Origin of the sequence: Streptomyces sp. NPDC085596, from assembly GCF_044541565.1 — a bacterium.
Classification (GTDB): Bacteria; Actinomycetota; Actinomycetes; order Streptomycetales; family Streptomycetaceae; genus Streptomyces.
In genome coordinates this window covers 1-24,367 of the sequence record NZ_JBITTC010000010.1, presented here as the reverse complement: position 1 = coordinate 24,367, position 24,367 = coordinate 1, and the positions used below count along the sequence as shown (strand labels likewise).

The 24,367-nt window shown below is 71.0% G+C and carries 22 protein-coding genes; 7 read left to right on the top strand and 15 right to left on the bottom strand.

Annotated elements, in window-relative coordinates; all coding sequences use genetic code 11:
• Positions 1–102: 102 nt before the first annotated feature.
• The 4 genes from argS (at position 103) to ACIGA3_RS25630 (ending at position 5,500) form a co-directional block, all read left to right on the top strand.
• The gene (argS, locus tag ACIGA3_RS25645) at positions 103–1,872 is read left to right on the top strand and encodes an arginine--tRNA ligase (protein WP_399719971.1); all 1,770 of its coding nucleotides are present in this window, start codon (positions 103–105) and stop codon (positions 1,870–1,872) included.
• A gap of 169 nt (positions 1,873–2,041) precedes the next feature.
• The gene (locus ACIGA3_RS25640; protein ID WP_355190363.1) at positions 2,042–2,293 is read left to right on the top strand and encodes a hypothetical protein; all 252 of its coding nucleotides are present in this window, start codon (positions 2,042–2,044) and stop codon (positions 2,291–2,293) included.
• 13 nt (positions 2,294–2,306) lie between these two features.
• Positions 2,307–3,485: an SPFH domain-containing protein gene (locus ACIGA3_RS25635; RefSeq protein WP_399719969.1), complete on the top strand. Its 1,179-nt coding sequence runs from the start codon at positions 2,307–2,309 to the stop codon at positions 3,483–3,485.
• A 134-nt stretch (positions 3,486–3,619) separates the two neighbouring features.
• Positions 3,620–5,500 (top strand): OmpL47-type beta-barrel domain-containing protein, encoded by a 1,881-nt coding sequence (locus ACIGA3_RS25630; RefSeq protein WP_399719967.1) that lies wholly within the window; start codon positions 3,620–3,622, stop codon positions 5,498–5,500.
• Between the two features lie 80 nt (positions 5,501–5,580).
• Here ACIGA3_RS25630 and hemB read toward each other — a convergent pair whose 3' ends face one another.
• The 6 genes from hemB to ACIGA3_RS25600 all read right to left on the bottom strand — a co-directional run bounded on the left by hemB (position 5,581) and on the right by ACIGA3_RS25600 (position 12,849).
• Positions 5,581–6,573 (bottom strand): porphobilinogen synthase, encoded by a 993-nt coding sequence (gene hemB / locus ACIGA3_RS25625; RefSeq protein WP_399719965.1) that lies wholly within the window; start codon positions 6,571–6,573, stop codon positions 5,581–5,583.
• A gap of 639 nt (positions 6,574–7,212) precedes the next feature.
• On the bottom strand, positions 7,213–8,916 hold the full coding sequence (locus tag ACIGA3_RS25620) for a uroporphyrinogen-III synthase (protein WP_399719962.1): 1,704 nt from the start codon (positions 8,914–8,916) through the stop codon (positions 7,213–7,215).
• Positions 8,913–9,872 carry a hydroxymethylbilane synthase gene (gene hemC, locus ACIGA3_RS25615; protein WP_399719959.1) on the bottom strand — a complete coding sequence of 320 codons (960 nt, stop codon included), beginning with the start codon at positions 9,870–9,872 and terminating at the stop codon, positions 8,913–8,915. Before hemC ends, ACIGA3_RS25620 begins: the two co-directional genes overlap by 4 nt.
• Positions 9,869–11,584 (bottom strand): glutamyl-tRNA reductase, encoded by a 1,716-nt coding sequence (locus ACIGA3_RS25610; RefSeq protein WP_399719957.1) that lies wholly within the window; start codon positions 11,582–11,584, stop codon positions 9,869–9,871. The genes hemC and ACIGA3_RS25610 overlap by 4 nt, the downstream gene beginning before the upstream one ends.
• Positions 11,581–12,345 (bottom strand): redox-sensing transcriptional repressor Rex, encoded by a 765-nt coding sequence (locus ACIGA3_RS25605; RefSeq protein ID WP_399719954.1) that lies wholly within the window; start codon positions 12,343–12,345, stop codon positions 11,581–11,583. Before ACIGA3_RS25605 ends, ACIGA3_RS25610 begins: the two co-directional genes overlap by 4 nt.
• A gap of 219 nt (positions 12,346–12,564) precedes the next feature.
• Entirely contained in the window at positions 12,565–12,849 is a 285-nt protein-coding gene (locus ACIGA3_RS25600) for a glutaredoxin family protein (RefSeq protein WP_399719951.1), read from the bottom strand.
• A 117-nt stretch (positions 12,850–12,966) separates the two neighbouring features.
• Here ACIGA3_RS25600 and ACIGA3_RS25595 point away from each other — a divergent pair, with 117 nt between their 5' ends.
• The 3 genes from ACIGA3_RS25595 to ACIGA3_RS25585 all read left to right on the top strand — a co-directional run bounded on the left by ACIGA3_RS25595 (position 12,967) and on the right by ACIGA3_RS25585 (position 16,458).
• Entirely contained in the window at positions 12,967–13,893 is a 927-nt protein-coding gene (locus tag ACIGA3_RS25595) for an HAD family hydrolase (protein ID WP_399719948.1), read from the top strand.
• 295 nt (positions 13,894–14,188) lie between these two features.
• On the top strand, positions 14,189–14,968 hold the full coding sequence (locus tag ACIGA3_RS25590; protein ID WP_399719945.1) for an ECF subfamily RNA polymerase sigma factor, BldN family: 780 nt from the start codon (positions 14,189–14,191) through the stop codon (positions 14,966–14,968).
• A 245-nt stretch (positions 14,969–15,213) separates the two neighbouring features.
• The gene (locus ACIGA3_RS25585) at positions 15,214–16,458 is read left to right on the top strand and encodes a DUF5667 domain-containing protein (RefSeq protein ID WP_399719944.1); all 1,245 of its coding nucleotides are present in this window, start codon (positions 15,214–15,216) and stop codon (positions 16,456–16,458) included.
• A gap of 90 nt (positions 16,459–16,548) precedes the next feature.
• On the opposite strand, the gene ACIGA3_RS25580 is transcribed toward ACIGA3_RS25585, so the two are convergent.
• The 9 genes from ACIGA3_RS25580 to ACIGA3_RS25540 all read right to left on the bottom strand — a co-directional run bounded on the left by ACIGA3_RS25580 (position 16,549) and on the right by ACIGA3_RS25540 (position 24,254).
• Entirely contained in the window at positions 16,549–17,574 is a 1,026-nt protein-coding gene (locus ACIGA3_RS25580; RefSeq protein ID WP_399719941.1) for a lysophospholipid acyltransferase family protein, read from the bottom strand.
• Between the two features lie 14 nt (positions 17,575–17,588).
• Positions 17,589–18,650, bottom strand: coding sequence for an NAD-dependent epimerase/dehydratase family protein (locus ACIGA3_RS25575; protein ID WP_399719938.1), 1,062 nt, complete (start codon positions 18,648–18,650; stop codon positions 17,589–17,591).
• 181 nt (positions 18,651–18,831) lie between these two features.
• Positions 18,832–18,930, bottom strand: coding sequence for a 30S ribosomal protein bS22 (locus ACIGA3_RS25570; RefSeq protein WP_003948845.1), 99 nt, complete (start codon positions 18,928–18,930; stop codon positions 18,832–18,834).
• A 133-nt stretch (positions 18,931–19,063) separates the two neighbouring features.
• A complete protein-coding gene (locus tag ACIGA3_RS25565) occupies positions 19,064–19,276 on the bottom strand; it encodes a helix-turn-helix domain-containing protein (RefSeq protein ID WP_004984898.1) in 213 nt (70 codons plus the stop codon).
• A gap of 129 nt (positions 19,277–19,405) precedes the next feature.
• On the bottom strand, positions 19,406–20,221 hold the full coding sequence (locus tag ACIGA3_RS25560; RefSeq protein ID WP_399719935.1) for a phosphatase: 816 nt from the start codon (positions 20,219–20,221) through the stop codon (positions 19,406–19,408).
• A gap of 117 nt (positions 20,222–20,338) precedes the next feature.
• A complete protein-coding gene (locus ACIGA3_RS25555; protein ID WP_399719932.1) occupies positions 20,339–21,511 on the bottom strand; it encodes an acetoin utilization protein AcuC in 1,173 nt (390 codons plus the stop codon).
• Complete coding sequence (locus ACIGA3_RS25550) at positions 21,462–22,691, bottom strand: MFS transporter (RefSeq protein ID WP_399719929.1); 1,230 nt, start codon at positions 22,689–22,691, stop codon at positions 21,462–21,464. The genes ACIGA3_RS25555 and ACIGA3_RS25550 overlap by 50 nt, the downstream gene beginning before the upstream one ends.
• 85 nt (positions 22,692–22,776) lie before the next feature.
• Entirely contained in the window at positions 22,777–23,517 is a 741-nt protein-coding gene (locus tag ACIGA3_RS25545; protein WP_399719927.1) for a VC0807 family protein, read from the bottom strand.
• Positions 23,518–23,609: 92 nt separating this feature from the next.
• Positions 23,610–24,254 carry an HAD family hydrolase gene (locus ACIGA3_RS25540; protein WP_399719924.1) on the bottom strand — a complete coding sequence of 215 codons (645 nt, stop codon included), beginning with the start codon at positions 24,252–24,254 and terminating at the stop codon, positions 23,610–23,612.
• Positions 24,255–24,367 lie beyond the last annotated feature (113 nt).

Genomic DNA, 24,367 nt, shown 5'->3' with positions numbered 1-24,367 from the left:
TCTCATAATCCCAGACGGCCACGCGCGCGAAAAACGGCTTTACCCCCCATGGGATACTGGCCGGGCCCATCCATTCCCACGAGGAGAACGGCACCCTTACCTATGGCCTCGGTCACGTCCCTCAGCGACTCCGTCCAGCAGCACCTCGCCTCCGCCCTCTCGGCCGCCCTGCCGGAGGCCGCCGGTGCGGACCCGCTGCTGCGACGAAGTGACCGGGCCGACTACCAGGCCAACGGCATCCTCGCGCTCGCCAAGAAGGCCAAGGCCAACCCGCGCGAGCTGGCCACGCAGGTCGTCTCCGGGATCGTCACCGGCGAGGTGATCGCGGACGTCGAGGTCTCCGGCCCCGGCTTCCTCAACATCACCGTCGCGGACAAGGCGATCACCGAGAACCTGGCCGCCCGGTACGCGGACGACACCGGCCGCCTGGGCGTGCCGTACGCCGCGCACCCCGGCACCACGGTGATCGACTACGCGCAGCCGAACGTGGCCAAGGAGATGCACGTCGGCCATCTGCGGTCGGCGGTCATCGGCGACGCCATGGTGCGGCTGCTGGAGTTCACCGGCGAGAACGTGGTCCGGCGTCACCACATCGGCGACTGGGGCACCCAGTTCGGCATGCTCATCCAGTACCTGGACGAGCACCCGCACGAGCTGGACCACAAGGAGTCCGAGGTGTCCGGCGAGGAGGCGATGTCCAACCTGGACCGCCTCTACAAGACCGCGCGCAAGCTGTTCGACTCCGACGAGGAGTTCAAGACCCGCGCCCGGCGCCGGGTGGTCGACCTCCAGGCGGGCGACCCCGCGACCCTCGCCACCTGGCAGAAGTTCGTGGACGAGTCGAAGATCTACTTCTTCTCCGTCTTCGACAAGCTGGACATGGAGGTCCGCGACCCCGACATCGTCGGCGAGTCCGGGTACAACGACATGCTCGCGGAGACCTGCCGCCTGCTGGAGGAGTCCGGCGTCGCGGTGCGCTCCGAGGGCGCGCTGTGCGTGTTCTTCGACGACATCAAGGGCCCGGAGGGCAACCCGGTCCCGCTGATCGTCCAGAAGTCCGACGGCGGCTACGGCTACGCGGCCACCGACCTCTCCGCGATCCGCGACCGCGTCTTCAACCTCAAGGCGTCCACCCTGCTGTACGTGGTGGACGCCCGGCAGGCCCTGCACTTCCGGATGGTCTTCGAGACCGCGCGCCGGGCGGGCTGGCTGAACGACGACGTGCACGCGGTCCAGCTGGCCTTCGGCACGATCCTCGGCAAGGACGGCAAGCCGTTCAAGACGCGGGCCGGCGAGACGGTCAAGCTGGAGGGCCTGCTGGACGAGGCCGTCGAGCGGGCCACCGCCGTGGTCCGGGAGAAGGCCGAGAAGGTGGGCCTGACCGAGGAGGAGATCGTCGAGAACGGCCGGTACGTCGGCGTCGGCGCCGTGAAGTACGCGGACCTCTCCACCTCGGCCGTGCGGGACTACAAGTTCGACCTGGACCAGATGGTCTCGCTCAACGGCGACACCTCGGTGTACCTCCAGTACGCGTACGCCCGTATCCGCTCCATCCTCCGCAAGGCCGGCGAGGCCCGCCCCGCCGCCCACCCGGAGCTGGCGCTGGCCCCGGCCGAGCGCGCGCTGGGCCTGCACCTGGACCAGTTCGCGGAGACGGTCCTGGAGGTCGCCGCGGCCCGCGAGCCCCACAAGATGGCCGCCTACCTCTACCAGCTGGCCTCGCTCCTGACGTCGTTCTACGACCAGTGCCCGGTCCTGAAGGCCGACTCCCCCGCCCAGGTGGAGAACCGCCTCTTCCTGGTGGACCTCACGGCCCGCACCCTGCACCAGGGCATGTCCCTGCTGGGCATCAGGACGCCCGAGAAGCTCTGACGGACAACAGCGAAAACGGCCCGGCCCGCGTATCCGCGGACCGGGCCGTTTCGCGTCCCCGGCCGTCCCTCGGCCCCCTTCAAAAGGCAGAGAAAACCTTGGTGTACGCCCGCCATCAGCGGGTCTAAGGTCGGACCGGAGGACCAGAACGACGGGAGGCAGCCGGGCGATGGCACAGGACGAAGCCGTGATCGGCTGCACGGGGGAACTGCTCATCGGCACGCGCGGCTCCGCCGGTCCCGGCGAGATCCTGGTGCGGGTCAGAGGCGGCTCCGAGACCTTCCTCGCCTGGTCGCAGGAGCCGCTGCCGCGCGGGGCGACCGTACTCGTGATCGAGTCACGGGGGTTCCGTGAGGTCGATGTCATCGCGTGGGGCGATCCATTGGACACGTTGGGCGGGATGTCCGCCGGCGTCGACTGAGGAGACGAGCAGTATGTTCGGTTACCGCGTTCCCGCCCCCGACGAGGCGATGCTGATCTCGGGAGGCCGGCGGGGACTGGGGGGCGCGCCGTTCCGGGTGGTGACGGGGCACGGCAAGTTCGTGCTCCCCGTCTTCCGCAAGGTCCGCTTCCTCACGCTGTCGATGTGCGAGGCCGAGGTCACCGAGACCTGTGTGACCAGGCAGGGCATCGCACTGCACGTCCGCGCCGTGATCGCGTTCAAGGTCGGCAACGACTCCGAGAGCATCATCAACGCCGGACAGCGCTTCCTCTCCGACCAGGAGCAGATGTCGGTGCTGACCGGCCGGATCTTCGCGGGCCATCTGCGCGCCATCATCGGCTCCATGACGGTCGAGGAGATCGTCACGGAGCGGCAGAAGCTCGCGGCCGAGGTGCTGGACACCTCGAAGACGGAGATGGCGAAGATCGGCCTGATCGTGGACTCGCTCCAGATCCAGTCGATCGACGACGGCGACACCGGCTACATCGACGCGATGTCCGCCCCGCACAAGGCGGCCATCCAGCGGCAGGCCCAGATCGCCCAGGCCCAGGCCAACCAGGCCGCCGCCGAGGCCGAGCAGGACGCGGCCCGCAAGCAGGCCGAGTACGCCCGGCAGACCGCGGTGGTCAAGGCGGAGTACTCGGCGCAGGTGGACCGCGCCCAGGCCGAGGCCGCCCAGGCCGGACCGCTGGCGCAGGCGCACGCGCAGCAGGAGGTGCTGGCCGCCCAGACGGAGCTGGCCCAGCGTCAGGCGAAGCTGCGCCAGCAGCAGTTGGTCGCGGAGATCGTGAAGCCCGCGGAGGCGGAGGCGGAGCGGGTGAGGATCATCGCCATCGCCGACGCGGAGCGAATGAAGATCCAGGCCGCCGCGGCCGCCTCGCACGACCGGGTCGCCCTCGACCGGATGCTGATCGACCAGCTCCCGCAGATCGTGAAGGAGGCCGCGGGCGGCCTCGCCGGGGCCAACGTCAACGTCCTGAACGGCGCGGACGGCCTCGGCGAGATAGCGGCCGGCCTGGTGGCCCAGGGCCTGACGATCCTGGACTCGGTCCGCAACAACCTCAACGGTGGAAGCGGCCTCAAGCCGGCCGACAGCCCCGAGCAGGCCAACGGCCGGCTGGAGCTCCAGGGTCCGGCCGCACCGGAGCGGAGGACCGGCGAGCAGAAGTAGCCGTCTTCCGGCCCGGCACGCAAACGACCCCGCACACGAACGGCACCGTCCGCGCCGGACAGCGGACGGCCAGCGGAGTGACTGTACGACGAGCCGCACAGGGCAACCACTGAGCGCAGTCATAACGTGCCGACATGAACACACAGCGTTACCGCAGTGCCGCGGTGAGCGGGAGTGGTCCCGCGGCCCGGACACGAGCGGGCAGGCGCACGACACTGGGCGTCCTGGCCCTGGCCGTGGCCCTGCTCACCCTGGCGGCGGCCGGAGCGTCGGCCGCCGCCCAGCGCGCCGGCACGCTGCTGACGGTGAGGTTCACCAACAACAGCGACCGCGACCTGACCCTTGGGCCCAACAGCTACAACGGATGCCCCGCGGCGCTGCCGGAGCGCATCAACGCGGGCGCCACCGCCAGCTGGACCCTCGACGCCTGCGGCGACCCCCGCGGCAACTTCGGGACCGTCAGCTTCAACATCTACCGGGAGACCGCCCGGACCCAGATCGGCTGGACCGCGCCCGTCGTCGGCGAGAACACCTACACCCAGTCGGCCCCGTCCGGCTATGTGATCAACCGCAGCGGCGGCGAGGGATTCAACGCGACCGTCGACTTCACCTTCGACTGCAACTCCACGACCTGCGACGGCATCCCCGACAGCTGGAAGCAGAACGGCATCTACATCAACCCGGCCGACGGCAGCGCCCACACCGCGCCCGGACCGGGTCTGCAGTTCATCAACCTGCCCGCGATGGGCGCCACCGTCAACAAGCCGGACGTCTTCGTCCAGCTCGACTGGATGGCGAACGACAACCACAGCCACGCGCTCGACCCCGCGGCCATCAAGCAGGTGGTCGATGCCTTCGCGAACTCGCCCTACTCACGGCACTCGCCGACCACCGGCATCAATCTGCATGTGGACGCCGGGCCGAACAGCATCATGAACTTCGCGACCAACGCGACGTGGGGCACCCTGGGCAAGGGCCGGCCGCTCACGGAGCAGACCAACCTGGGCACGGCGGTGGGCGGCCTGTACCAGTGGAACGCCTTCAACACGATCAAGACGCAGACCGGCGGCTTCACCAGCACCGGCCGGGCGCCGATCTTCCACTACGCCATCTCGGCCCACAATCTCCAGGCCGGCACCCCCTCCAGCGGCATCGCCCCCACCCCGGGCAGTGACCTCATCGTCAGCCTGGGCAGCTTCACGGGCCAGGTGGGCACGGTCGCCGAGCAGGCCGGCACGTTCATGCACGAGCTGGGCCACAACCTCAACCTGGAGCACGGCGGCGACCAGAACGTCAACAACAAGCCGCAGTACTTCAGCGTGATGAACTACCTGTACCAGTTCGGTCTGACGACCGGGACCAGCACCGGGAACACGGACCTCTCCCGCCAGAACACCTCGCTGAACGAGAACAGCCTGAACGAGCAGACGTACCCCGCCAGCAGCGGGAACTACGACGTCCGGCACTGGTGCCCGGGCAGCAACGGCGGCTCCTTCGTCAACGTGGCCGCCTCACAGGGCCAGGTCGACTGGAACTGCAACGGCGTGATCGATGCGATGCCGGTCGCCTTCGACGTCAACAACGACGGACAGCGCACGGTGCTCACCGGCTTCGACGACTGGAGCAACCTCCTGCTGCGCGTCGGCTCCGTCGGCCGCACCGAGGCTTCGGGCAACGTGCCGCCCCCGACCCGGGAGGACGAGCTGACCCCGAGCGAGGCCGCGCTGAACCTCCCGCTGGACACCAAGCCGCCGGTCACCAAGGCCCGTGTCGCCCCGCGCCCCGACAAGCACGGCGACCACCACTCGGACGTGTGCGTCACCCTGACCGCCAAGGACCGCGTGTCCGGCGTGGCCAGGACCGAGTACAAGCTCGACGGCGCCGGGTGGAAGAAGTACAAGTCGGAGATCACGGTGCACGGCAAGGGCAAGCACCGGCTGCAGTTCCGTTCGGTCGACTACGCCCAGAACCACGAGCGGACGAAGACCACCGTCATCAACATCAAGCGCCCCTGAGCCAAGGGCACACGGAACGGGGCCGGTACCGCGGTGATCACCGCGGTACCGGCCCCGACGTCATGTGGCGCCGACGCCCCTCAGCGCAGCTTCTGCGCGACCTCGGTCGCCCAGTAGGTGAGGATGTTGCGCGCCCCGGCCCGCTTGATCCCCGTCAGGGTCTCGAAGATGGCCCGGTCGCGGTCGATCCAGCCCTTCTCGGCGGCGGCCTCGATCATCGAGTACTCACCGGAGATCTGGTACGCGGCCACCGGCAGGTCCACCGCGTCGGCGACGCGCGCCAGGATGTCCAGGTACGGGCCAGCCGGCTTGACCATGACCATGTCCGCGCCCTCGGCCAGGTCCAGTTCCAGCTCCCGCAGGGACTCGCGGAGGTTGGCGGGGTCCTGCTGGTAGGTCTTGCGGTCGCCCTGGAGCGAGGAGCCGACGGCCTCGCGGAAGGGGCCGTAGAACGCCGAGGAGTACTTGACGGTGTAGGCGAGGATCGCCACGTCCTCCCGGCCGATCTGGTCCAGCGCGTCCCGGACGACACCGATCTGGCCGTCCATCATGCCGCTCGGGCCGACCACGTGGGCGCCCGCGTCCGCCTGGACCTGCGCCATCTCGGCGTACCGCTCCAGCGTGGCGTCGTTGTCGACGCGGCCCTCGGCGTCCAGCACACCGCAGTGCCCGTGATCGGTGAACTCGTCCAGGCACAGGTCGGACATGATGAGCAGCTCGTCACCGACCTCGGCGCGCACATCGCGCAGGGCGACCTGGAGGATGCCGTCCGGGTCGGTGCCCGGCGTGCCGAGTCCGTCCTTCTTCGACTCCTCCGGCACCCCGAACAGCATGATCCCGGAGACCCCGGCCTCCACGGCCTCCAGCGCAGCCTTCTTCAGACTGTCGCGGCTGTGCTGCACGACACCGGGCATCGCGGCGATCGGCACCGGCTCGCTCACGCCCTCCCGGACGAACGCCGGAAGAATGAAGTCGGCCGGATGCAGCCGCGTCTCGGCGACCATCCGCCGCATGACGGGCGACGTCCGCAGCCGCCGGGGACGGGTACCGGGAAAAGATCCGTACTTCGACATGCCTTCTACGCTACGCCCGCTCTTCACATGCCTTTACCGACGCGCAGTCGGACCCTCGACCGGCCGAGCGGCTTCGGGGATCGGTACGGACAGACAGGTGCTCATGCCGCGCACGTCGTCGCGAGGGCGGATCGGCAGTCCCGGCAACGCCCGGGTTCCGGTCCGCGAAATGCGCGTTCGCAGCCGTCGCAGCGATCACCACCGAGGGCATCGGCTGCGCCGGGCCGGCACCTCGGTCGTCCTCCTGCGACGTGCCCTGGCCGTCCCGCGAGAGGCGGGGCACCGGTCGGCGGACTCGGGGCGCCGCGACACGGCCGGGAACGGCGGGCACATGAAAGGGGAGGTGGTGTGCGTAGGTACGGGTGACGATGCGCCCGGTCTCCGTACGCTCCCGCACCCGCCGGAGGTACCCGTGCGCCTCCAGCTCCCGCAGGGCGAAGGCGATCCGGTCACGCCCCTCGGGGAACCGCTCGGCGAGGGGGAGTTTCCCGGGTTCTTTGGTCTTTTACGTCCCGTCGCCCCGGCCCCCGCCACACCGTCATACGTGTTCTCGGGCGCCGGTGGCCCGCTGAAAGATGCCCGGAAAAACACGAGCGGGGTGCCCCTGGAAGGGACACCCCGCTCATGTCTTCAAGAGCCTCAGGTCGTCGTCCGCCGGCGACGCGCCCCGGGCCGCCGCTCGCTCGGCCGGGTCACCGGATCGCCCGCCTCCACCGCGGACGCGCGCCGCTTCATGCCGAAGGCGGCCAGGGCCTCCGCCAGCTTGTGGACGGACGGCTCCGGAGCCATCACGTCGACCCGGAGGCCGTGCTCCTCGGCCGTCTTGGCCGTGGCGGGGCCGATGCAGGCGATCACCGTCACGTTGTGCGGCTTGCCCGCGATGCCGACCAGGTTGCGGACCGTGGAGGACGAGGTGAAGAGCACGGCGTCGAAGCCGCCGCCCTTGATCGCCTCACGGGTGTCCGCCGGCGGCGGCGAGGCGCGGACCGTGCGGTACGCGGTGACGTCGTCCACCTCCCAGCCCAGCTCGATCAGCCCGGCCACCAGCGTCTCGGTGGCGATGTCGGCGCGCGGCAGGAAGACACGGTCGATCGGGTCGAAGACCGGGTCGTACGGCGGCCAGTCCTCCAGCAGACCCGCGGCCGACTGCTCACCGCTCGGCACCAGGTCCGGCTTCACACCGAAGGCGATCAGCGCGTTCGCCGTCTGCTCGCCCACCGCGGCCACCTTGATGCCCGCGAAGGCACGCGCGTCGAGCCCGTACTCCTCGAACTTCTCCCGGACCGCCTTGACCGCGTTGACCGAGGTGAACGCGATCCACTCGTAGCGGCCGGTGACCAGGCCCTTGACCGCGCGCTCCATCTGCTGCGGGGTGCGCGGCGGCTCGACGGCGATCGTCGGGACCTCGTGCGGCACCGCGCCGTAGGAGCGGAGCTGGTCGGAGAGCGAGGCCGCCTGCTCCTTCGTGCGCGGCACGAGCACCTTCCAGCCGAACAGCGGCTTGGACTCGAACCACGAGAGCTGGTCGCGGCGGGCGGCGGCGGACCGCTCACCGACCACGGCTATGACCGGGCGGCCGCCGTCCGGGGACGGCAGCACCTTGGCCTGCTTCAGCGTCTGCGCGATCGTGCCGAGCGTCGCCGCCCAGGTGCGCTGGCGGGTCGTCGTACCGGCGATGGTGACCGTCAGCGGGGTGTCCGGCTTGCGGCCCGCCGAGACCAGCTCGGCGGCGGCGGCCGCGACGGAGTCCAGCGAGGCGGAGACGACCACCGTGCCGTCCGAGGCGCCCACCTCCGTCCAGCAGCGGCCGGAGGCGGTACGCGCGTCCACGAAACGCACGTCCGCGCCCCGCGCGTCCCTGAGCGGCACACCGGCGTACGCGGGCACACCGGTCGCGGCCGCGACACCGGGGACGACCTCGAAGGGCACCCCGGCGGCGGCGCAGGCGAGCATCTCCTCGGCCGCGTCCGTGTCCAGTCCCGGATCACCGGCGACCGCACGGACCACCCGCCTGCCGCCCCGTGCGGCCTCCATGACAAGATGAGCCGCATCCTGGGCAGCAGCCGGGGCCACAGCGGGAGTTGACGAACCGTCAACGACTGTCAGCTGGGGTGCGCCAGGAAGTGCGTCCGGGGAGGAGACCGCCTCCGTCGGCACGACGGAGACGCCCTGCCGGGCGTGCGTCCGGATCACGTCGAGCACCTCGTGCTCGGCGACCAGGACGTCCGCGTGGGACAGCGCCTCCACGGCGCGCAGAGTCAGCAGTCCCGGATCTCCGGGTCCGGCACCCAGGAAGGTGACGTGCCCGTGTTCGGGACCGGCGGGAAAGGCGGTGGGGCTCAATGTTCTCGCTCCCCCATCAGACCGGCCGCGCCCTGGGCGAGCATCTCGGCAGCGAGTTCGCGCCCGAGTGCCATCGCCCCGTCGTGCGTCAGGGGCACGGAACCGGTGGTGGACAGCTGCACCATGCTCGAGCCGTCGGTCGTGCCGACGACGCCGCGCAGGCGCATTTCCTTGACAACAGGCCCGTCGGCCAGCAGGTCGGCCAGCGCACCCACAGGGGCGCTGCAGCCGGCCTCCAGCGCGGCGAGCAGTGACCGCTCGGCGGTGACGGCGGCCCGCGTGTGCGGGTCGTCGAGTTCGCCGAGCGCGGCGACGAGGTCCGCGTCCGACGCGGCGCACTCGATCGCCAGGGCCCCCTGGCCGGGGGCCGGCAGAACCGTGTCGACCGACAGGAAGTCGGTCACCTCGTCGCTCCGGCCGATCCGGTTGAGTCCGGCGGCCGCGAGCACGACGGCGTCGAGCCGCCCCTCGTGGACGTACCCGATCCGGGTGTCCACGTTGCCGCGGATCGCCACCGTCTCGATGTCCAGCCCATGGCTGCGCGCATACGCGTTCAGCTGCGCCATGCGGCGCGGCGAGCCGGTGCCGATGCGCGCGCCGCGCGGCAGGTCGGTGAACTTCAGCGCGTCACGGGCGACGATCACGTCCCGCGGGTCCTCGCGCACCGGCACGGCGGCCAGCGCGAGTTCCTCGGGCTGCGTGGTCGGCAGGTCCTTGAGCGAATGAACCGCGAAGTCCACCTCGCCGCGCACCAGCGCGTCCCGCAGCGCCGTGACGAACACCCCGGTGCCGCCGATCTGCGCCAGCGCCTCACGGGAGACGTCGCCGTACGTGGTGATCTCGACCAGCTCGACGGGCCGGCCGGTCACCCGGCTCACGGCGTCCGCCACCTGCCCGGACTGGGCCATGGCGAGCTTGCTCCGCCTGGTTCCCAGTCGCAGTGCCTTCTCAGTCATGCCGGTCGGTCCTTCTCGTCTGTGTTGTCCACGGCCCGCGAGACGGCGGCGACCGTCTCCGGGTCGAGGTCGAACAGGGTCCGCAGCGCGTCCGCGTACCCGGTGCCACCGGGCTCGGCCGCGAGCTGCTTGACCCGTACGGTCGGCGCGTGCAGCAGCTTGTCCACGACACGGTGCACGGTCTGCCGGATCTCGCCGCGCTGGCGTTCGTCCAGGCCGGTCAGGCGCCCGTCGAGCCGCGCGATCTCGGCGGCGACGACATCGGCGGCCATGGTGCGCAGCGCGACGACGGTGGGCGTGATGTGCGCCGCCCGCTGTGCCGCGCCGAACGCCGCGACCTCGTCGGAGACGATACGCCGAACCTGGTCCACGTCGGACGCCATCGGGGCGTCGGCGGACGCCTCGGCCAGCGACTCGATGTCCACCAGACGCACCCCGGCCAGCCGGTGCACGGCCGCGTCGATGTCGCGGGGCATGGCGAGGTCGAGGAGGAAGACGGCCGGGGCCGGGCGGGGGATCTCCGCGACCGGCTCGGGCCTGCGGTACTCGGGGACGCGGCCGGCGGTGGCGACGGCCTGCGCGAGCGCGGCGATCAGCTCGGCGTCGGCCTCGGGGCCGGGCCGGCCGCCCGCGTCGTGCTCGCGGCCCTGCTCCCGCAGGGAGGTGCCCTCGCCGACCCAGGCGGCGTGCTGCTCCAGGGTCGCCGCGTCCATACCCGCGACGGCGGCCTCACCGTGCACGGAGAAGCCGGGCGTGCCCTGTACGGAGGCCAGGTCCAGCGGGCAGTTCTCGTCGGTTCCGACGCTGGTCGGGGGCAGCGCGGCCGGAGCCGCGGCCGCGCTGTCGGCCAGGTCGGCCGCCACCTCGCCGGTACGGCCCGCGACGGCCTCGGCGACGGCGTCGGCCGTCAGCACAAGACCGGTCGCGCCGGTGCAGGAGACGACGACGTCGGCACGTGTCAGTTCGGCCGGCACGGCGGCCATCCGGACCGCGCGGGCGGTGGTCGTACCGCCCTCGGTCTCGGCGAGGATGCTCGCGAGCCGCTCGGCGCGCTCGAAGGTGCGGTTGGCGACGACGATCTCGGTGACCCCGGCCCGCGCCAGCGTGGCGGCGGCCAGCGAGGACATCGACCCGGCGCCGATGACCAGCGCGGTACGGCCCGCGGCCCAGCCCGGCACGTCCGCGCCGGAGGCCAGCTGCTCCAGGCCGAAGGTGACCAGGGACTGCCCGGCTCGGTCGATGCCGGTCTCGGAGTGGGCGCGCTTGCCGACCCGCAGGGCCTGCTGGAAGAGGTCGTTGAGCAGCCGTCCGGCGCTGTGCAGCTCCTGGGCGCGGGCGAGGGCGTCCTTGATCTGGCCGAGGATCTGACCCTCGCCGACGACCATGGAGTCCAGCCCGCAGGCCACCGAGAACAGATGGTGGACGGCCCGGTCCTCGTAGTGGACGTAGAGGAACGGCGTCAGTTCCTCCAGGCCCACCCCGCTGTGCTGGGCGAGCAGCGTGGACAGCTCGGCGACACCGGCGTGGAACTTGTCCACGTCCGCGTACAGCTCGATGCGGTTGCAGGTGGCCAGCACCGCGGCCTCGGTGGCCGGGTCGGCGGCGACGGTGTCCTGGAGCAGCTTGACCTGGGCGTCCGCGCTCAGCGCGGCCCGTTCCAGCACGCTCACGGGGGCACTGCGGTGGCTCAGCCCTACGACGAGGAGGCTCATGCCGGCATCACGGCGGGCACGTCCCCGTCGGGTCCCTGGCCGGCGGCGCTCGCGCGCTTGGCGGCCGCGGGTACGGCGCCGTCGCCGGAGGCGGTCTCCTCGCCGGCCTTGCGCTGCTCGTGGAAGGCGAGGATCTGGAGCTCGATGGAGAGGTCGACCTTGCGCACGTCGACGCCGTCCGGGACGGTCAGCACGGTCGGCGCGAAGTTCAGGATGGAGGTCACCCCGGCGGCCACGAGCCGGTCGCAGACCTGCTGGGCGGCGCCGGCGGGGGTGGCGATGACGCCGATGGAGACCCCGTTGTCCTCGATGATCTTCTCGAGCTCGTCGGTGTGCTGGACCGGGATGCCCGCGACCGGCTTGCCGGCCATCGCGGGATCGGCGTCTATCAGCGCCGCGACCCGGAAGCCGCGCGAGGCGAAGCCGCCGTAGTTGGCGAGGGCCGCGCCGAGGTTTCCGATACCGACGATGACGACGGGCCAGTCCTGGGTGAGGCCCAGCTCGCGGGAGATCTGGTAGACGAGGTACTCCACGTCGTACCCGACACCGCGGGTGCCGTAGGAGCCCAGGTAGGAGAAGTCCTTGCGCAGCTTGGCGGAGTTGACTCCCGCCGCCGCGGCCAGTTCCTCGGAGGAGACCGTGGGGACCGAGCGCTCCGACAGGGCCGTCAGCGCGCGGAGGTACAGCGGAAGCCGGGCGACGGTGGCCTCGGGAATCCCTCGGCTGCGGGTCGCCGGTCGGTGAGTTCGGCCAGTTGCCACGGTGCTCCTGCGGGTAGAGCGGGGCTGTGAGCGGTCATGCTTCCCCGGACCGCCCCGTCGACAAGAAGGCTATGCCTTTGTGAACGTGTGCACAAAGATGGTGTCCGATTTGCCCGGCCAACGTGACCGGGGTCACGCATGCCCGTTGCGGGGCCCTACCTGGGGGCGAAACCTACACACTCCTCGCGAATCCCGCCCCCGAGGCCCCTTTCGTACCCCTCATCCGCCGGTCAGCGCCCGCCGCAGCCGCCCCTCGTCCACCCGCCAGAAGGTGTGCTGCTCGCCGTCGACCAGGACGACCGGGATCTGCTCCCAGTAGCGGTCGTACAGTTCGCGGTCCCCGGTGATGTCCTTGCCCTCCCAGGGCACGCCGAGTTCCCCGCAGACCTTCTCGACCACGGCCTGCGCGTCGTCGCACAGATGGCAGCCGGGCTTGCGGATCAGGGTGACCAGCCGCTCCTGGGGGGCGGCCTTGCGCCGGAAGAGGGGACTCATACGGGCCATTCTCCCGCCTCCCCGCACCCTCCCTCCCCGTACCCGCGCGCGTACGGTCGCCGAGAGTTCACATCCTCCGAACCTCTCGGCTCCGGAACCACCTGATGGACTGGCTATGCTCACGCCATGGCCGCTCTTGGATGGCTCACCCCCCGTAGGCGCTCCGCCACGGCGCGGAGCGTGTTGGCAGGCGAGGCTTCCGCGGAGGCCGCCCGCAAGTCCTCACAGGAACAGACGGAGCCCGAGGGCGCCGAACGGGAACCGGAGTTCCCCGTGCTCGGCGACGAGAGGGCCGCCGCCTTCTTCGATCTCGACAACACCGTGATGCAGGGCGCCGCGCTGTTCCACTTCGGGCGCGGTCTGTACAAGCGGAAGTTCTTCGAGACCCGCGACCTCGCCAAGTTCGCCTGGCAGCAGGCGTGGTTCCGGCTGGCCGGCGTCGAGGACCCCGAGCACATGCAGGACGCCCGCGACTCGGCGCTCTCCATCGTCAAGGGCCACCGCGTGGCCGAGCTGGAGACGATCGGCGAGGAGATCTACGACGAGTACATGGCCGACCGGATCTGGCCCGGTACCCGCGCCCTCGCCCAGGCCCACCTGGACGCGGGACAGAAGGTGTGGCTGGTGACGGCGGCCCCGGTGGAGATCGCCCAGGTCATCGCCCGCCGCCTCGGCCTCACCGGCGCGCTGGGCACGGTCGCGGAGTCGGTCGACGGCGTCTACACCGGCCGCCTGGTGGGCGAGCCGCTGCACGGCCCGGCCAAGGCGGAGGCGGTACGGGCGCTGGCCGCCGCCGAGGGGCTGGACCTGTCGCGCTGCGCCGCGTACAGCGACAGTCACAACGACATCCCGATGCTCTCGCTGGTCGGCCACCCCTACGCCATCAACCCGGACGCCAAGCTGCGCCGGCACGCCCGCGACAAGGACTGGCGGCTGCGGGACTACCGCACCGGCCGCAAGGCGGCGAAGGTCGGCATCCCGGCGGCCGCCGGCGTCGGCGCGGTGGCGGGCGGCACGGCCGCGGCGATCGCTCTGAGCCGCCGCCGCCGCTGAGCCGGGGACGGTCCCGTACGGGTCCCGCGCGCCCGAATTATGCATCTCGACTTCGAACACGCCTCAGCTTTCACAGAAATCAGCCCAGTTTCGATCAACAACCGATCAGTTTCGGCAAGTTGAACAGTCGTCAATCGCTAACACAGGCGACCTAATCGACGATTTGAGCAACTGGGTGTAGCAGGGTCTACACGAAGCGTTATTCTCCTCAGACGCAAACCGGTACCCCTCCGTCGCTACGACGGGTGAAAGGGCCCGCACTGCACGTGATGGAAGCTCTGCCTCTGGGAGTCCCGTGTACCCACACGTCGGGGTTGACGCCTCGGGCCTGGCTACGCTGCGCGCAACTGTCGCAACGGTCAAAGACGCGCTGCGCGGCCTCGTCCCCACCGCGCACACCGTCCCCGCCTTCGCCGGCGCCGCGCCCCTCGGTCCGTGCTACGCACTGGCCGAACGCAGCGCCGCGGTCGGCAGACGAGCCCGCTCCACGGGCGCGCCCGCCGCCCGCCGCCCGGCGGCGGACAGTGACAGCGCCCGCATGATGGACCTGGTCGAACGCGCCCAGGCAGGAGAGGCGGACGCCTTCGGACGCCTCTACGACCAGTACAGCGACACCGTGTACCGGTACATCTACTACCGCGTGGGCGGCAAGGCCACCGCCGAGGACCTGACGAGCGAGACCTTTCTGCGCGCCCTGCGCCGGATCGGCACCTTCACCTGGCAGGGCCGCGACTTCGGCGCCTGGCTGGTGACGATCGCCCGCAACCTGGTCGCCGACCACTTCAAGTCCAGCCGCTTCCGGCTGGAGGTCACCACCGGCGAGATGCTCGACGCCAACGAGGTCGCGCGCTCCCCCGAGGACTCCGTACTGGAGTCGCTCTCCAACGCCGCGCTGCTGGACGCGGTGCGCCGGCTCAACCCCCAGCAGCAGGAGTGCGTGACACTCCGCTTCCTCCAGGGCCTGTCGGTCGCCGAGACCGCGCGGGTGATGGGCAAGAACGAGGGCGCCATCAAGACCCTCCAGTACCGGGCCGTGCGCACCCTCGCCCGGCTCCTGCCGGAAGACGCCCGCTGACCCCGGCCACCCCGCGACGCAGAGCGACGCCCAACTCACGCTTGGTGAAAGTGAGTTGGTTTTGCGATCCGGCGCCCCGTCGTCCGTAACCCAAGTGCCGAGCCGCTCGTTGTGCGGGATACAGGCTCCCTGTGGTCACGTCCTGACCCACCTGATCGCTCGATCGGGTGGATGTGGCCATGGGCGTGCCACCCTCAGGAGACCCCCTGGGGAGTCGACCGTCATGACGAGAGGAGGTGCCGCCAGTGATTGCGAACGTATCGGCGCACCGGCGGGCGAACGCCTTCGCCCAGGCCCTGGAGGAACAGTCCGCCCGGGACACGGCGGCCGAGCACGCGCACCGGGCGGGATCACCGCCCACCGAGGGCAGATCCGGGCAGGGTGAGCTGCTGGCCCTGGCCGACGGCCTCGGTGAGCTGCCCAAGCCGCAGCTCGACCCGGAGGTCAAGGTCGTCCAGCGGGCCCAGCTGGTGGCCGCGATGGAGGCCATGCTCCAGGAGGGCACCCTGGGCGGAGCCGCTCCGGCGTCGGTGCCCGGGCAGCGTTCCCCCGGCCGGGGCGCACACCGGGCGAGCCCGCTGAGCAAGCTGCGCCCGAGGTCCCGGCTGGCCAAGGGGCTCACTGCGGGCGGCCTCAGCGTGGGCGTGGCCGCCGGCGCCTTCGGCGGAGTGGCCGCCGCCAGCTCCGAGGCCCTGCCCGGCGATTCGCTGTACGGACTCAAGCGCGGCATCGAGGACTTCCAGCTGAACTACCTCAGCGAGGGCGACGGCGAGCGCGGCCAGGCGTATCTGGACCACGCCTCCACCCGGCTCAACGAGGCCCGCAGGCTGATGGAGCGCGACCGGAGCGGGCAGCTGGACCACGAGTCCATCGGAGAGATCCGCCGCACCCTCTCCGGCATGCGCAACGACGTCACCGAGGGCCACCGTCTGCTCCACGCGGCCTATGAGGCGGACCCCGACTCCCTCGGCCCGATCCAGGCGCTCTCCGCCTTCTCCCGCTCGCACCGCGAGGTGTGGAGCACGCTGAGCGACCGGCTCCCGTTCCAGCTCGGTGATGTGAAGGACGAGGTCTCCTCGGTCTTCGACGCCATAGACCAGGAGGTCGCCCCGCTGGAGTCGCTGCTGCCGAAGCCGCCCGCCACCAAGGGCGACGACGGCCAGAGCGGCGAACGTCCCGGCGTGGCCCCGACCGGCTCCGCCGGCAGCCACCGGTCCGGCTCCCCGAGCACCGGTGGCACCCCGTCGACGGGCAAGGACCGGGACAGCAGCCCCGGCACCCCCAGCGGCTCCGCCACCGGCGACAGCGGCGACGGACTGCTCGGCGGCAGCACGGGCGGTCTGCTGGACCCGCCGAAGACCGGCTCCGAGGGCGATTCGCCGTCCGCGGGCAAGTCGTCCACCCCGCCGGGCAAGCCGGACGTCACCCTGCCGCCGCTCCTGCCGGGCCTGCTGCCCGGCCTGGGCATCGACAGCAAGGACGCCGAGTAGCCCGAAGCGCGTACGACAACGGGGCGCCCCTTTTCCGAGCAGGGGCGCCCCGTTGTCGTGTGCGCGGCCTCGAAAGGAGCCGGAAGAAACTCAGAAGAACACCGAACGGCGCTGCACCAGCAGCTTGTACAGCGTGTGCTGGATCTGTTCGCGGACCTGGTCGGTGAGGTTGAACATCAGCATCGGGTCCTCGGCCGCCTCCGGCGGATAGCCGTCCGTGGGGATCGGCTCGCCGAACTGGATGGTCCACTTCGTCGGCAGCGGGATCGCGCCGAGCGGCCCGAACCAGGGGAAGGTCGGGGTCAGCGGGAAGTACGGGAAACCCAGCAGCCGCGCCAGCGTCTTGGAGTTGCCGATCATCGGGTAGATCTCCTCGGCGCCGACGATCGAGCACGGGATGATCGGCGCCCCCTGCCTGAGCGCGGTGGAGACGAACCCGCCCCGGCCGAACCGCTGGAGCTTGTACCGCTCCCCGAACGGCTTGCCGATCCCCTTGAACCCCTCCGGCATCACCCCGACCAGCTCGCCCTGGCCGAGCAGCCGTTCGGCGTCCTCGGTGCAGGCGAGGGTGTGACCGAGCTTGCGGGCCAGCTCGTTGACCACCGGCAGCACGAACACCAGGTCGGCCGCGAGCAGCCGCAGATGCCGGCCGGCCGGATGCCGGTCGTGCACGGCGACCTGCATCATCAGCCCGTCCAGCGGCAGTGTCCCGGAGTGGTTGGCGACGATCAGCGCGCCGCCCTCGGCCGGGATGTTCTCGATGCCCTTCACCTCGACCCGGAAGTACTTCTCGTACACCGGGCGCAGCAGGGACATCAGGACCTGGTCGGTCAGCTCCTCGTCGTACCCGAAGTCGTCGACGTCGTAGTCCCCGGTGAGCCGGCGGCGCAGGAAGGCGAGGCCGCGTGCGACGCGCTGTTCGAGGGCGTCGGACTCCTCGCGGGCGCGCGGCTGTTCCTCGTCGGTCACGGGCTCCTCGTCGCGGGCGCCGCCTCTGGTGGGCAGCGGCTGGACCGCGCCGGGCCGGCCGCCCGTGTTCCGGCGGCGCTGCGACCGCTGCCCCGCGCCCCCGCGGGACCGGTCGTCGTCGAACGGAATGACCTTGGCGTCCGCCATCGTTGCTGCGCTCCTCAGTTGGCGCCGGGCTGCGGAATACGGGCGCCGCTCCCAGCGGTCAGCGCGGCGACCCGGTCGACGGCCTCCGCGAGGGTCTCGGGCGGCAGCAGCCCCGGACCCTGTCCGCGCGCGAAGTCCGCGAACGTCTCCGCCGTCGTGTACGTGGGCGCGAACCCGAGGGTCTCGCGCATCTGGCCGGTCTCGACCACCCGGCCGTGGGTGAGCAGCCGGATCTGCTCGGGTGAGAAGTCCGTCATACCGAGCGTACGCACCAGCGACCCGGCCCAGGTGACCGCGGGCAGCGGCAGCGGCACGGTGGGCCGGCCGAGCCGGCGCGAGGCTTGCGAGAGGAGCAGCACACCGTCCCCGGCGATGTTGAAGGTGCCGCTGTTGAGGGTGCCCCGGCGCGGTTCGTGCGAGGCGATCCGCAGCACCTCGATCACATCGTCCTCGTGCACGAACTGCAGCCGGGGGTCGTAGCCGAACACGGTCGGCAGGACGGGCAGCGCGAAGTAGGAGGCGAGCGGGGTGTCCGCGGTGGGGCCGAGGATGTTGGCGAACCGCAGCACGCACACCGCGACATCGGGGCGGCGCCGGGCGAACCCGCGCACATATCCCTCGACCTCGACGGCGTCCTTGGCGAAGCCGCCGCTGGGCAGCGACTTGGCGGGGGTGGTCTCGGTGAACACGGCCGGATCGCGCGGGGCGGAGCCGTAGACGTTGGTGCTGGACTTCACCACCAGCCGCTTGACCGCGGGTGACTTCTGGCAGGCACCGAGCAGCTGCATGGTGCCGATGACATTGGTCTCCTTGACCGTGGCCCGGCTGCCGCCACCGAGCGCGGTGCCGGTCACGTCCATGTGGACGACCGTGTCGGCGCCGGTCTCGGCGAGCACGCGGGCGACGGTCGGCTGGCGGATGTCGGCCTGGATGAACTCCGCGCCGCCCAGGTCGTGCGCGGGCGGTACGGCGTCCACGGCGATCACCCGGTCCACCTCCGGGTCCCGCTGGACGCGCCGCACGAACCGGCCGCCGAGCTGCCGGGCGGCTCCGGTGACGAGCACGACCTTTCCCAAGACCAGCGCCTCTCTTTCGACCTGGCGCGAGCGCGCACCAGGACCGCGTCCACGTCCGCGTTCCCCGTGTGCGGCCAACCTATCGGGTCGGTGTCACAGAGAGGTGACCCGGACATGCCGGTGGCCCCCCGCCCTTGTCGGACGGGGGGCCACACGGGGACGCGTCTTCGCGCGGTGCCGCTTACTTCTTGTTGCGGCGCTGAACGCGCGTGCGCTTCAGCAGCTTGCGGTGCTTCTTCTTGGCCATCCGCTTGCGCCGCTTCTTGATAACAGAGCCCACGACTACCCTCGCTCACTTCTCATGACTCGGTTGCTGGGCGCCATGGGCCCATACGACCTACGAGGGGTCAGCCTACCCGCCCGAGCGCCGTGGTCGTAATCGAGGGGTTGTTCCGGGATCTTCCGGACCGCCGTCAGGCCGTTTCCACCCCCACGTAGCTCTCACGGAGGTACTCGTGAACCGCTTGCTCGGGGACGCGGAAGGACCGCCCCACCCGGATCGCGGGCAGATGACCACTGTGCACCAGCCGGTACACGGTCATCTTCGACACTCGCATCACCGAGGCGACTTCCGCCACGGTGAGGAACTGGACCTCGTTCAACGGCCTCTCGCCTGCTGCAGCCATGACACACCTGAACCTTCCGCACTCGACGGCCACCGGCTTCCCCTTCCGGTGACTCTTCGTCGTTGCGTGCTCACTCCCCAGACTAGGGGCGGGTGATGCGAATGGGGAAGAGGTGTCCCCATCGGCGGCCTACTGTGACAGACACGCTCGTTTGAGTACGTAGCGGGTGAGCGGGCGGTAGTGACCAGACCGTACGGCGTCATCAAGCGGAACGACGACGGACACCGTCCCCTCGGCCTCGCCGACGAACGGCGCGGGGTCGTCGGAGTCGGCCAGCCCGATCGCCTCGAACCCCAGCTGACCTGCGCCGCAGACCCATCCATGATCTCCGACCACCAGCCCCGGCAAGGGCCCGCCGGACTCCGCCGCGGCGGCCAGCGCGAGCCGAACCGGGAGCGGGGAATGGCTGTGCGCACCCGGCTCACCACCGGGGCGCCCGCTCGCCGGTTCCCGCACCAGGGCAACCCCTCGTACGTAGTCGAGGTGGTGCGTGCGTAGACCGAACCGGGTCAATATGTCGACACAACGACCCTGCGCCGGGGTGAGCACCTCACATCCCGCCGCCGACACCGCGTCCGCGAGCGCGGCGTAGAACCCCAGGAGCTGCCGCGGGTGCCCGGTGCCGAACAGCACAGGCACCCCCCGCCGGCCCGCGCCGGCGATCGCCCCCGCGAAGGCGTCCAGCGCGACGAGGGTCCGCTCCGGGTCGATCACGTCCCGGCCCGAAGTATGCAGCGGATCGGGCGAGACCCCGCACCGGTCCGCCATCAGATCGAGCAGTTCACGCTGCCCCCAGGACCGTTCGGGATCGATCCCGATCAGCGCGCGGGGGTCCCGCGCGGCGAACAGCCGGTAGTTGCGGAGGCTGTCCTCCCGCGTGGTGGCGACCTCCCCGGCGAGGTGGGCAGCCAGCAGGTGCGCGCGCAGGGCACCGGTCTCCAACACGGGTGCGATCGTGGCCCATCGGGCGGGCGCCCGGAGGCGGAACGGGCAAAGACCGCACGGTTGGCGTAACGATTACTCGCCGCGCTCGGCGGTACCGTTCACGCCAGACGGTGCCGTTCACGCCAGCAGGCCGCGCAGCGGGAACGCCGAGCGCCGGGTGGCCAGCACCGCCTGGTCGAGCCGGTCGGCCGGGTCGTACCCGGACTCCCAGGCCGCGTACCCCACCGGCCACCGCCCGTCCGTCATCCGCTGCGGCCCCAACTGCCGTGTCCGCGCGTACACTTCCTGCCGCCAGCCCTCCGGGATCACCGTCTCCGGCGCGATCTCCCGCCCGGCCGCGATCGCCACGAGATGCGTCCAGGACCTCGGCACCACGTCCACCACCGCGTACCCGCCGCCGCCCAGCGCCAGCCACTTGCCGTCCGCGTAGGTGTGCGCCAGCTCATGGCAGGCCACCTGCACCGCCCGCTGCGCGTCCAGCGAGACCGCGAGATGCGCGAGCGGGTCCTCGAAGTGCGTGTCCGCACCGTGCTGCGACACCAGCACCTGCGGCCGGAACTCCGCCAGCAGCTCCGGCACCACCGCGTGGAACGCCCGCAGCCACCCGGCGTCCCCGGTCCCGGCGGGCAGCGCCACGTTCACCGCCGCGCCCTCGCCCGCCCCGGCACCCGTCTCCTGCGGCCACCCGGTCGCCGGGAACAGCGTCCGGGGATGCTCGTGCAGCGAGACCGTCAGCACCCGGGGGTCCTCCCAGAACGCCGCCTGCACCCCGTCCCCGTGATGCACATCGACATCCACATAGGCGACCCGCTCGACACCCAGCTCCAGCAGCCGGGCGATGGCCAGCGCCGCGTCGTTGTACACACAGAACCCGGACGCCCCGCCCGGCATCGCGTGGTGCAGCCCGCCCGCGAAGTTCACCGCGTGATCGGCGTCCCCCCGCCACACCGCCTCGGCCGCCGCCACCGACTGCCCCGCGATCAGCGCGGACACCTCGTGCATCCCGGCGAACGCCGGATCGTCGACCGTCCCCAGCCCGTACGAACCGTCCGCCGCGCGCGGGTCCGCCGACGCGGTCCGCACCGCGTCGATGTAGTCCTCCCGGTGCACCAGCCGCAGCGTCGACTCCCCGGCCGGCTTGGCCGCGACGATCTCCAGCTCCCGGTCGAGGCCGAGGGCCGCCACCAGCTTCCGGGTCAGCTCCAGACGCACCGGAGCCATCGGATGGTCCGGGCCGAAGTCATAGCCCGTTACTGCCTCGTCCCACATCAGCTGTGCGCGGCCGCTCATGCCCGCCACCGTATCGGTCGGCTCCGGAGGCGAACGACCGGGCGTACACCGTCGTCACCAGCACGAGTGCCATCGGTACGAGCATCGCGCCGCGGTAGCTCCAGGCGTCCCCCAGCGCCCCCACGAGCGGCGAACCGATCAGGAAACCGACGTAGTTGAAGATGTTGAGCCGCGCGATCGCCGCGTCCGAGCCACCCGGGCCGTGTCCTTCGGGTCCTTCGGAAGCGAGCCTGCCCGCCGCCGCGAAGGTCTGCGGCACCAGCACGCACAGCCCGACCCCCAGCAGGGTGAACCCGAGCATCCCCGTCCACGCCCCCGGCGCGACCGCGACCACCGCGAACCCGCACGCCGCCACCAACGCCCCCAGCCGCACCACCGCCACGGCCCCGAACCGCCGCACCCCGAGATCCCCCACGGCCCGCCCGAGCAGCGTGGTCACCATGTACACGTTGTAGGGAACCGTCGCCAGCTGCTCCGAGCCGCCCAGCACGTCCTTCACGTACTTCGCGCTCCAGTTGGAGACAGTCGAGTCCCCGATGTACGCGAACGTCATCACCAGACACAGCGGCAACAGCACCCGGAACGCGACACCGTTGCTCTCCCCCGCCCCTTCCGGCTCCGCTTCCCCGTCGACATACCACCGGCTCCCCACCAGCACCGCCGGCAACAGCACGACCACGACCGGCAGATACGACACCCACAACGCCAACTCCCCGTGCGCACCCACCCAGGCGAGCGATGCCCCGAGGATTCCGCCCAGGCTGTACGCCGCGTGGAAGCTCAGCATGATGCTGCGCCCATAGGCCCGCTGGAGGCTCACCCCGAGCATGTTCATGGAGGCGTCCAGCATCCCCACGGACAGCCCGAACACCCCCAAAGCCACCGCCAGCCCGGCCACTTGATCCCCGGCCCCGACGCCGAGCAGCGCCAGCAGCACCACCGGCTGGGACCAGCGCAGCAGCAGGCTGGGCCGCACCCGGCGCACCAGCCGCTCGGTCGTCACACTCCCGACCCCGGCCAGGATCGGCACAGCGGCCAGGAAGACGGGCAGCAGCGCGTCGGACACCCCGTACCGCTCCTGCACGGCCGGGATACGCGTCACCAGCAGGGCGAAGGCGACGCCCTGCGTGAAGAAACCGAACGCCAGCGAGGCCCTGCCACGCCGCAGCACTTCAGTCATGGCGGCGAGCGTAGGGCCCCGGCGGTGCGCTGAACAGATCCGGCCAAAGATGAGTTGTGCTCATCTTCGGCCGGTCGGGGTGGGGTCAGGCCGCGGCCGCGAGCTTCTTACCGCTGGGTCCGGCGGGCTCGGCCGGCTTCGCGGCGGCCTCCTCGCCCAGCATCCGTTCCATCGGCCCGGCCGCGACCGCGCCACTGAAGACGAAGGTCACCGCCATCACCACGGCCATCAACACCCCACCGAGCCACACCATGGTGTCGACAGGAATGGTGTACGCGCCCACCACACGCGCCACGCACTCGATGAGCAGCGCCACACCCCACACGAGGGAGAACGCCCGCTCCTTGCGCCGGAAGTCGGCGGACCCGGCAGCGGTTCCGGAGGTGAGCCGCTGCCAGGCCCCCTCCCTGGCGGCATCACCCTTCACCAGGAAGGGCTTCATCCCCTCGGTCATCATCGGACGCCCGAGCGCCACGGACACCAGGATGCCGATGGCGACCGTGCTGCTGACCGCCCCGTCCTTGGCCAGCATCAGCCTCGGGTCCCCGGAGACGAAGCTGAGCGCCAGCCCGACCACGTTCACGGTCAGGATGAGCAGCGCGAGCCCATTGGCCGACCGCTCCCGCACCAGACTCCACACGGTCCGCAGCGCGGGCCCGACACTGCTCCAGGCGAGCGCGGCGAAGGTGCCCATCCCGAAAGCTTCCTTGAAGACGTAGTACGAGCCGAGCGGCAGCGCGACATCGATGAGCAGCGGCTTGAAGTTGTCCAGCATGCTCGGCCGGCGCCGCTGGTCCTGGCCCTGGTTCCCCGCGTTCTTCGTCATGCCCTCAGCTTCGCGGCCGAGGGGCCCCCTTCGACAGAAACGAACGTCCGGAGGTCGGCATGACATCCGTCAGGTCCGCCCGATGGCGGGGGTCACACCAGCAGGTCAGCCAACTCGCCCATGCTGGAGAACAGTTGGGTGGCACCGGCGAGCCTCTCCGGCGGGGTCATCGCGGTGAACCCGTACACGTCCATCCCGGCCGCCACAGCCGCCCGCACGCCCAGCGGGGAGTCCTCCACCACGAGACACCGCTCGGGGGCGACGCCCATCCGCTCCGCCGCGTACAGGAACAGGTCGGGGGCGGGCTTGCCCCGGCCGACGTCCTGCGAGCTGAAGACGCGGTCGTCCTCGAACCATCGGTCGAGCCCGGTCACCCGGTGCCCGACCCGAATCCGCTCATGACTTCCGGAGGAGGCCACGCAGTACGGCATCCCGTCGGCGACCAGTTTCTCCAGCACCCCTTCGACGCCGGCCACGGGCCGCAGCTCCCGCTCGAAGGCCGCGAACACCCGCGCGTGGAAGACCTCGTCGAAGTCCGCGGGCAGCCGCTCTCCCGTCCGCTCCAGCACCAGGTCGTGAACGCGGTGCATGGCGGAACCCATGTAGTCCCGGATGGATTCCTCGTACGTCGTCGGGTGTCCCCACTCGGTCAGACAGGCGGCGAGATGCCGGTTGGAGATCGGCTCACTATCCACCAGGACACCGTCATTGTCGAAGAGAATGAGGTCATAGCGCATGGCTCCGACCTTAAATGACCCTGAACGCAGAAAACCCCCGCACCAAAAGGTGCGGGGGTTTCCCATAAAATTTGTTCGGCGGCGTCCTACTCTCCCACAGGGTCCCCCCTGCA

Bases quoted from the DNA above. Each gene is read 5' to 3' on its own strand.
- argS (WP_399719971.1), top strand. From the start codon at position 103: ATGGCCTCGGTCACGTCCCTCAGCGACTCCGTCCAGCAGCACCTCGCC.
- ACIGA3_RS25640 (WP_355190363.1), top strand. From the start codon at position 2,042: ATGGCACAGGACGAAGCCGTGATCGGCTGCACGGGGGAACTGCTCATC.
- ACIGA3_RS25635 (WP_399719969.1), top strand. From the start codon at position 2,307: ATGTTCGGTTACCGCGTTCCCGCCCCCGACGAGGCGATGCTGATCTCG.
- ACIGA3_RS25630 (WP_399719967.1), top strand. From the start codon at position 3,620: ATGAACACACAGCGTTACCGCAGTGCCGCGGTGAGCGGGAGTGGTCCC.
- hemB (WP_399719965.1), bottom strand. From the start codon at position 6,573: ATGTCGAAGTACGGATCTTTTCCCGGTACCCGTCCCCGGCGGCTGCGG.
- hemC (WP_399719959.1), bottom strand. From the start codon at position 9,872: ATGACTGAGAAGGCACTGCGACTGGGAACCAGGCGGAGCAAGCTCGCC.
- ACIGA3_RS25610 (WP_399719957.1), bottom strand. From the start codon at position 11,584: ATGAGCCTCCTCGTCGTAGGGCTGAGCCACCGCAGTGCCCCCGTGAGC.
- ACIGA3_RS25600 (WP_399719951.1), bottom strand. From the start codon at position 12,849: ATGGCCCGTATGAGTCCCCTCTTCCGGCGCAAGGCCGCCCCCCAGGAG.
- ACIGA3_RS25595 (WP_399719948.1), top strand. From the start codon at position 12,967: ATGGCCGCTCTTGGATGGCTCACCCCCCGTAGGCGCTCCGCCACGGCG.
- ACIGA3_RS25580 (WP_399719941.1), bottom strand. From the start codon at position 17,574: ATGGCGGACGCCAAGGTCATTCCGTTCGACGACGACCGGTCCCGCGGG.
- ACIGA3_RS25565 (WP_004984898.1), bottom strand. From the start codon at position 19,276: ATGGCTGCAGCAGGCGAGAGGCCGTTGAACGAGGTCCAGTTCCTCACC.
- ACIGA3_RS25555 (WP_399719932.1), bottom strand. From the start codon at position 21,511: ATGAGCGGCCGCGCACAGCTGATGTGGGACGAGGCAGTAACGGGCTAT.
- ACIGA3_RS25550 (WP_399719929.1), bottom strand. From the start codon at position 22,691: ATGACTGAAGTGCTGCGGCGTGGCAGGGCCTCGCTGGCGTTCGGTTTC.
- ACIGA3_RS25545 (WP_399719927.1), bottom strand. From the start codon at position 23,517: ATGACGAAGAACGCGGGGAACCAGGGCCAGGACCAGCGGCGCCGGCCG.
- ACIGA3_RS25540 (WP_399719924.1), bottom strand. From the start codon at position 24,254: ATGCGCTATGACCTCATTCTCTTCGACAATGACGGTGTCCTGGTGGAT.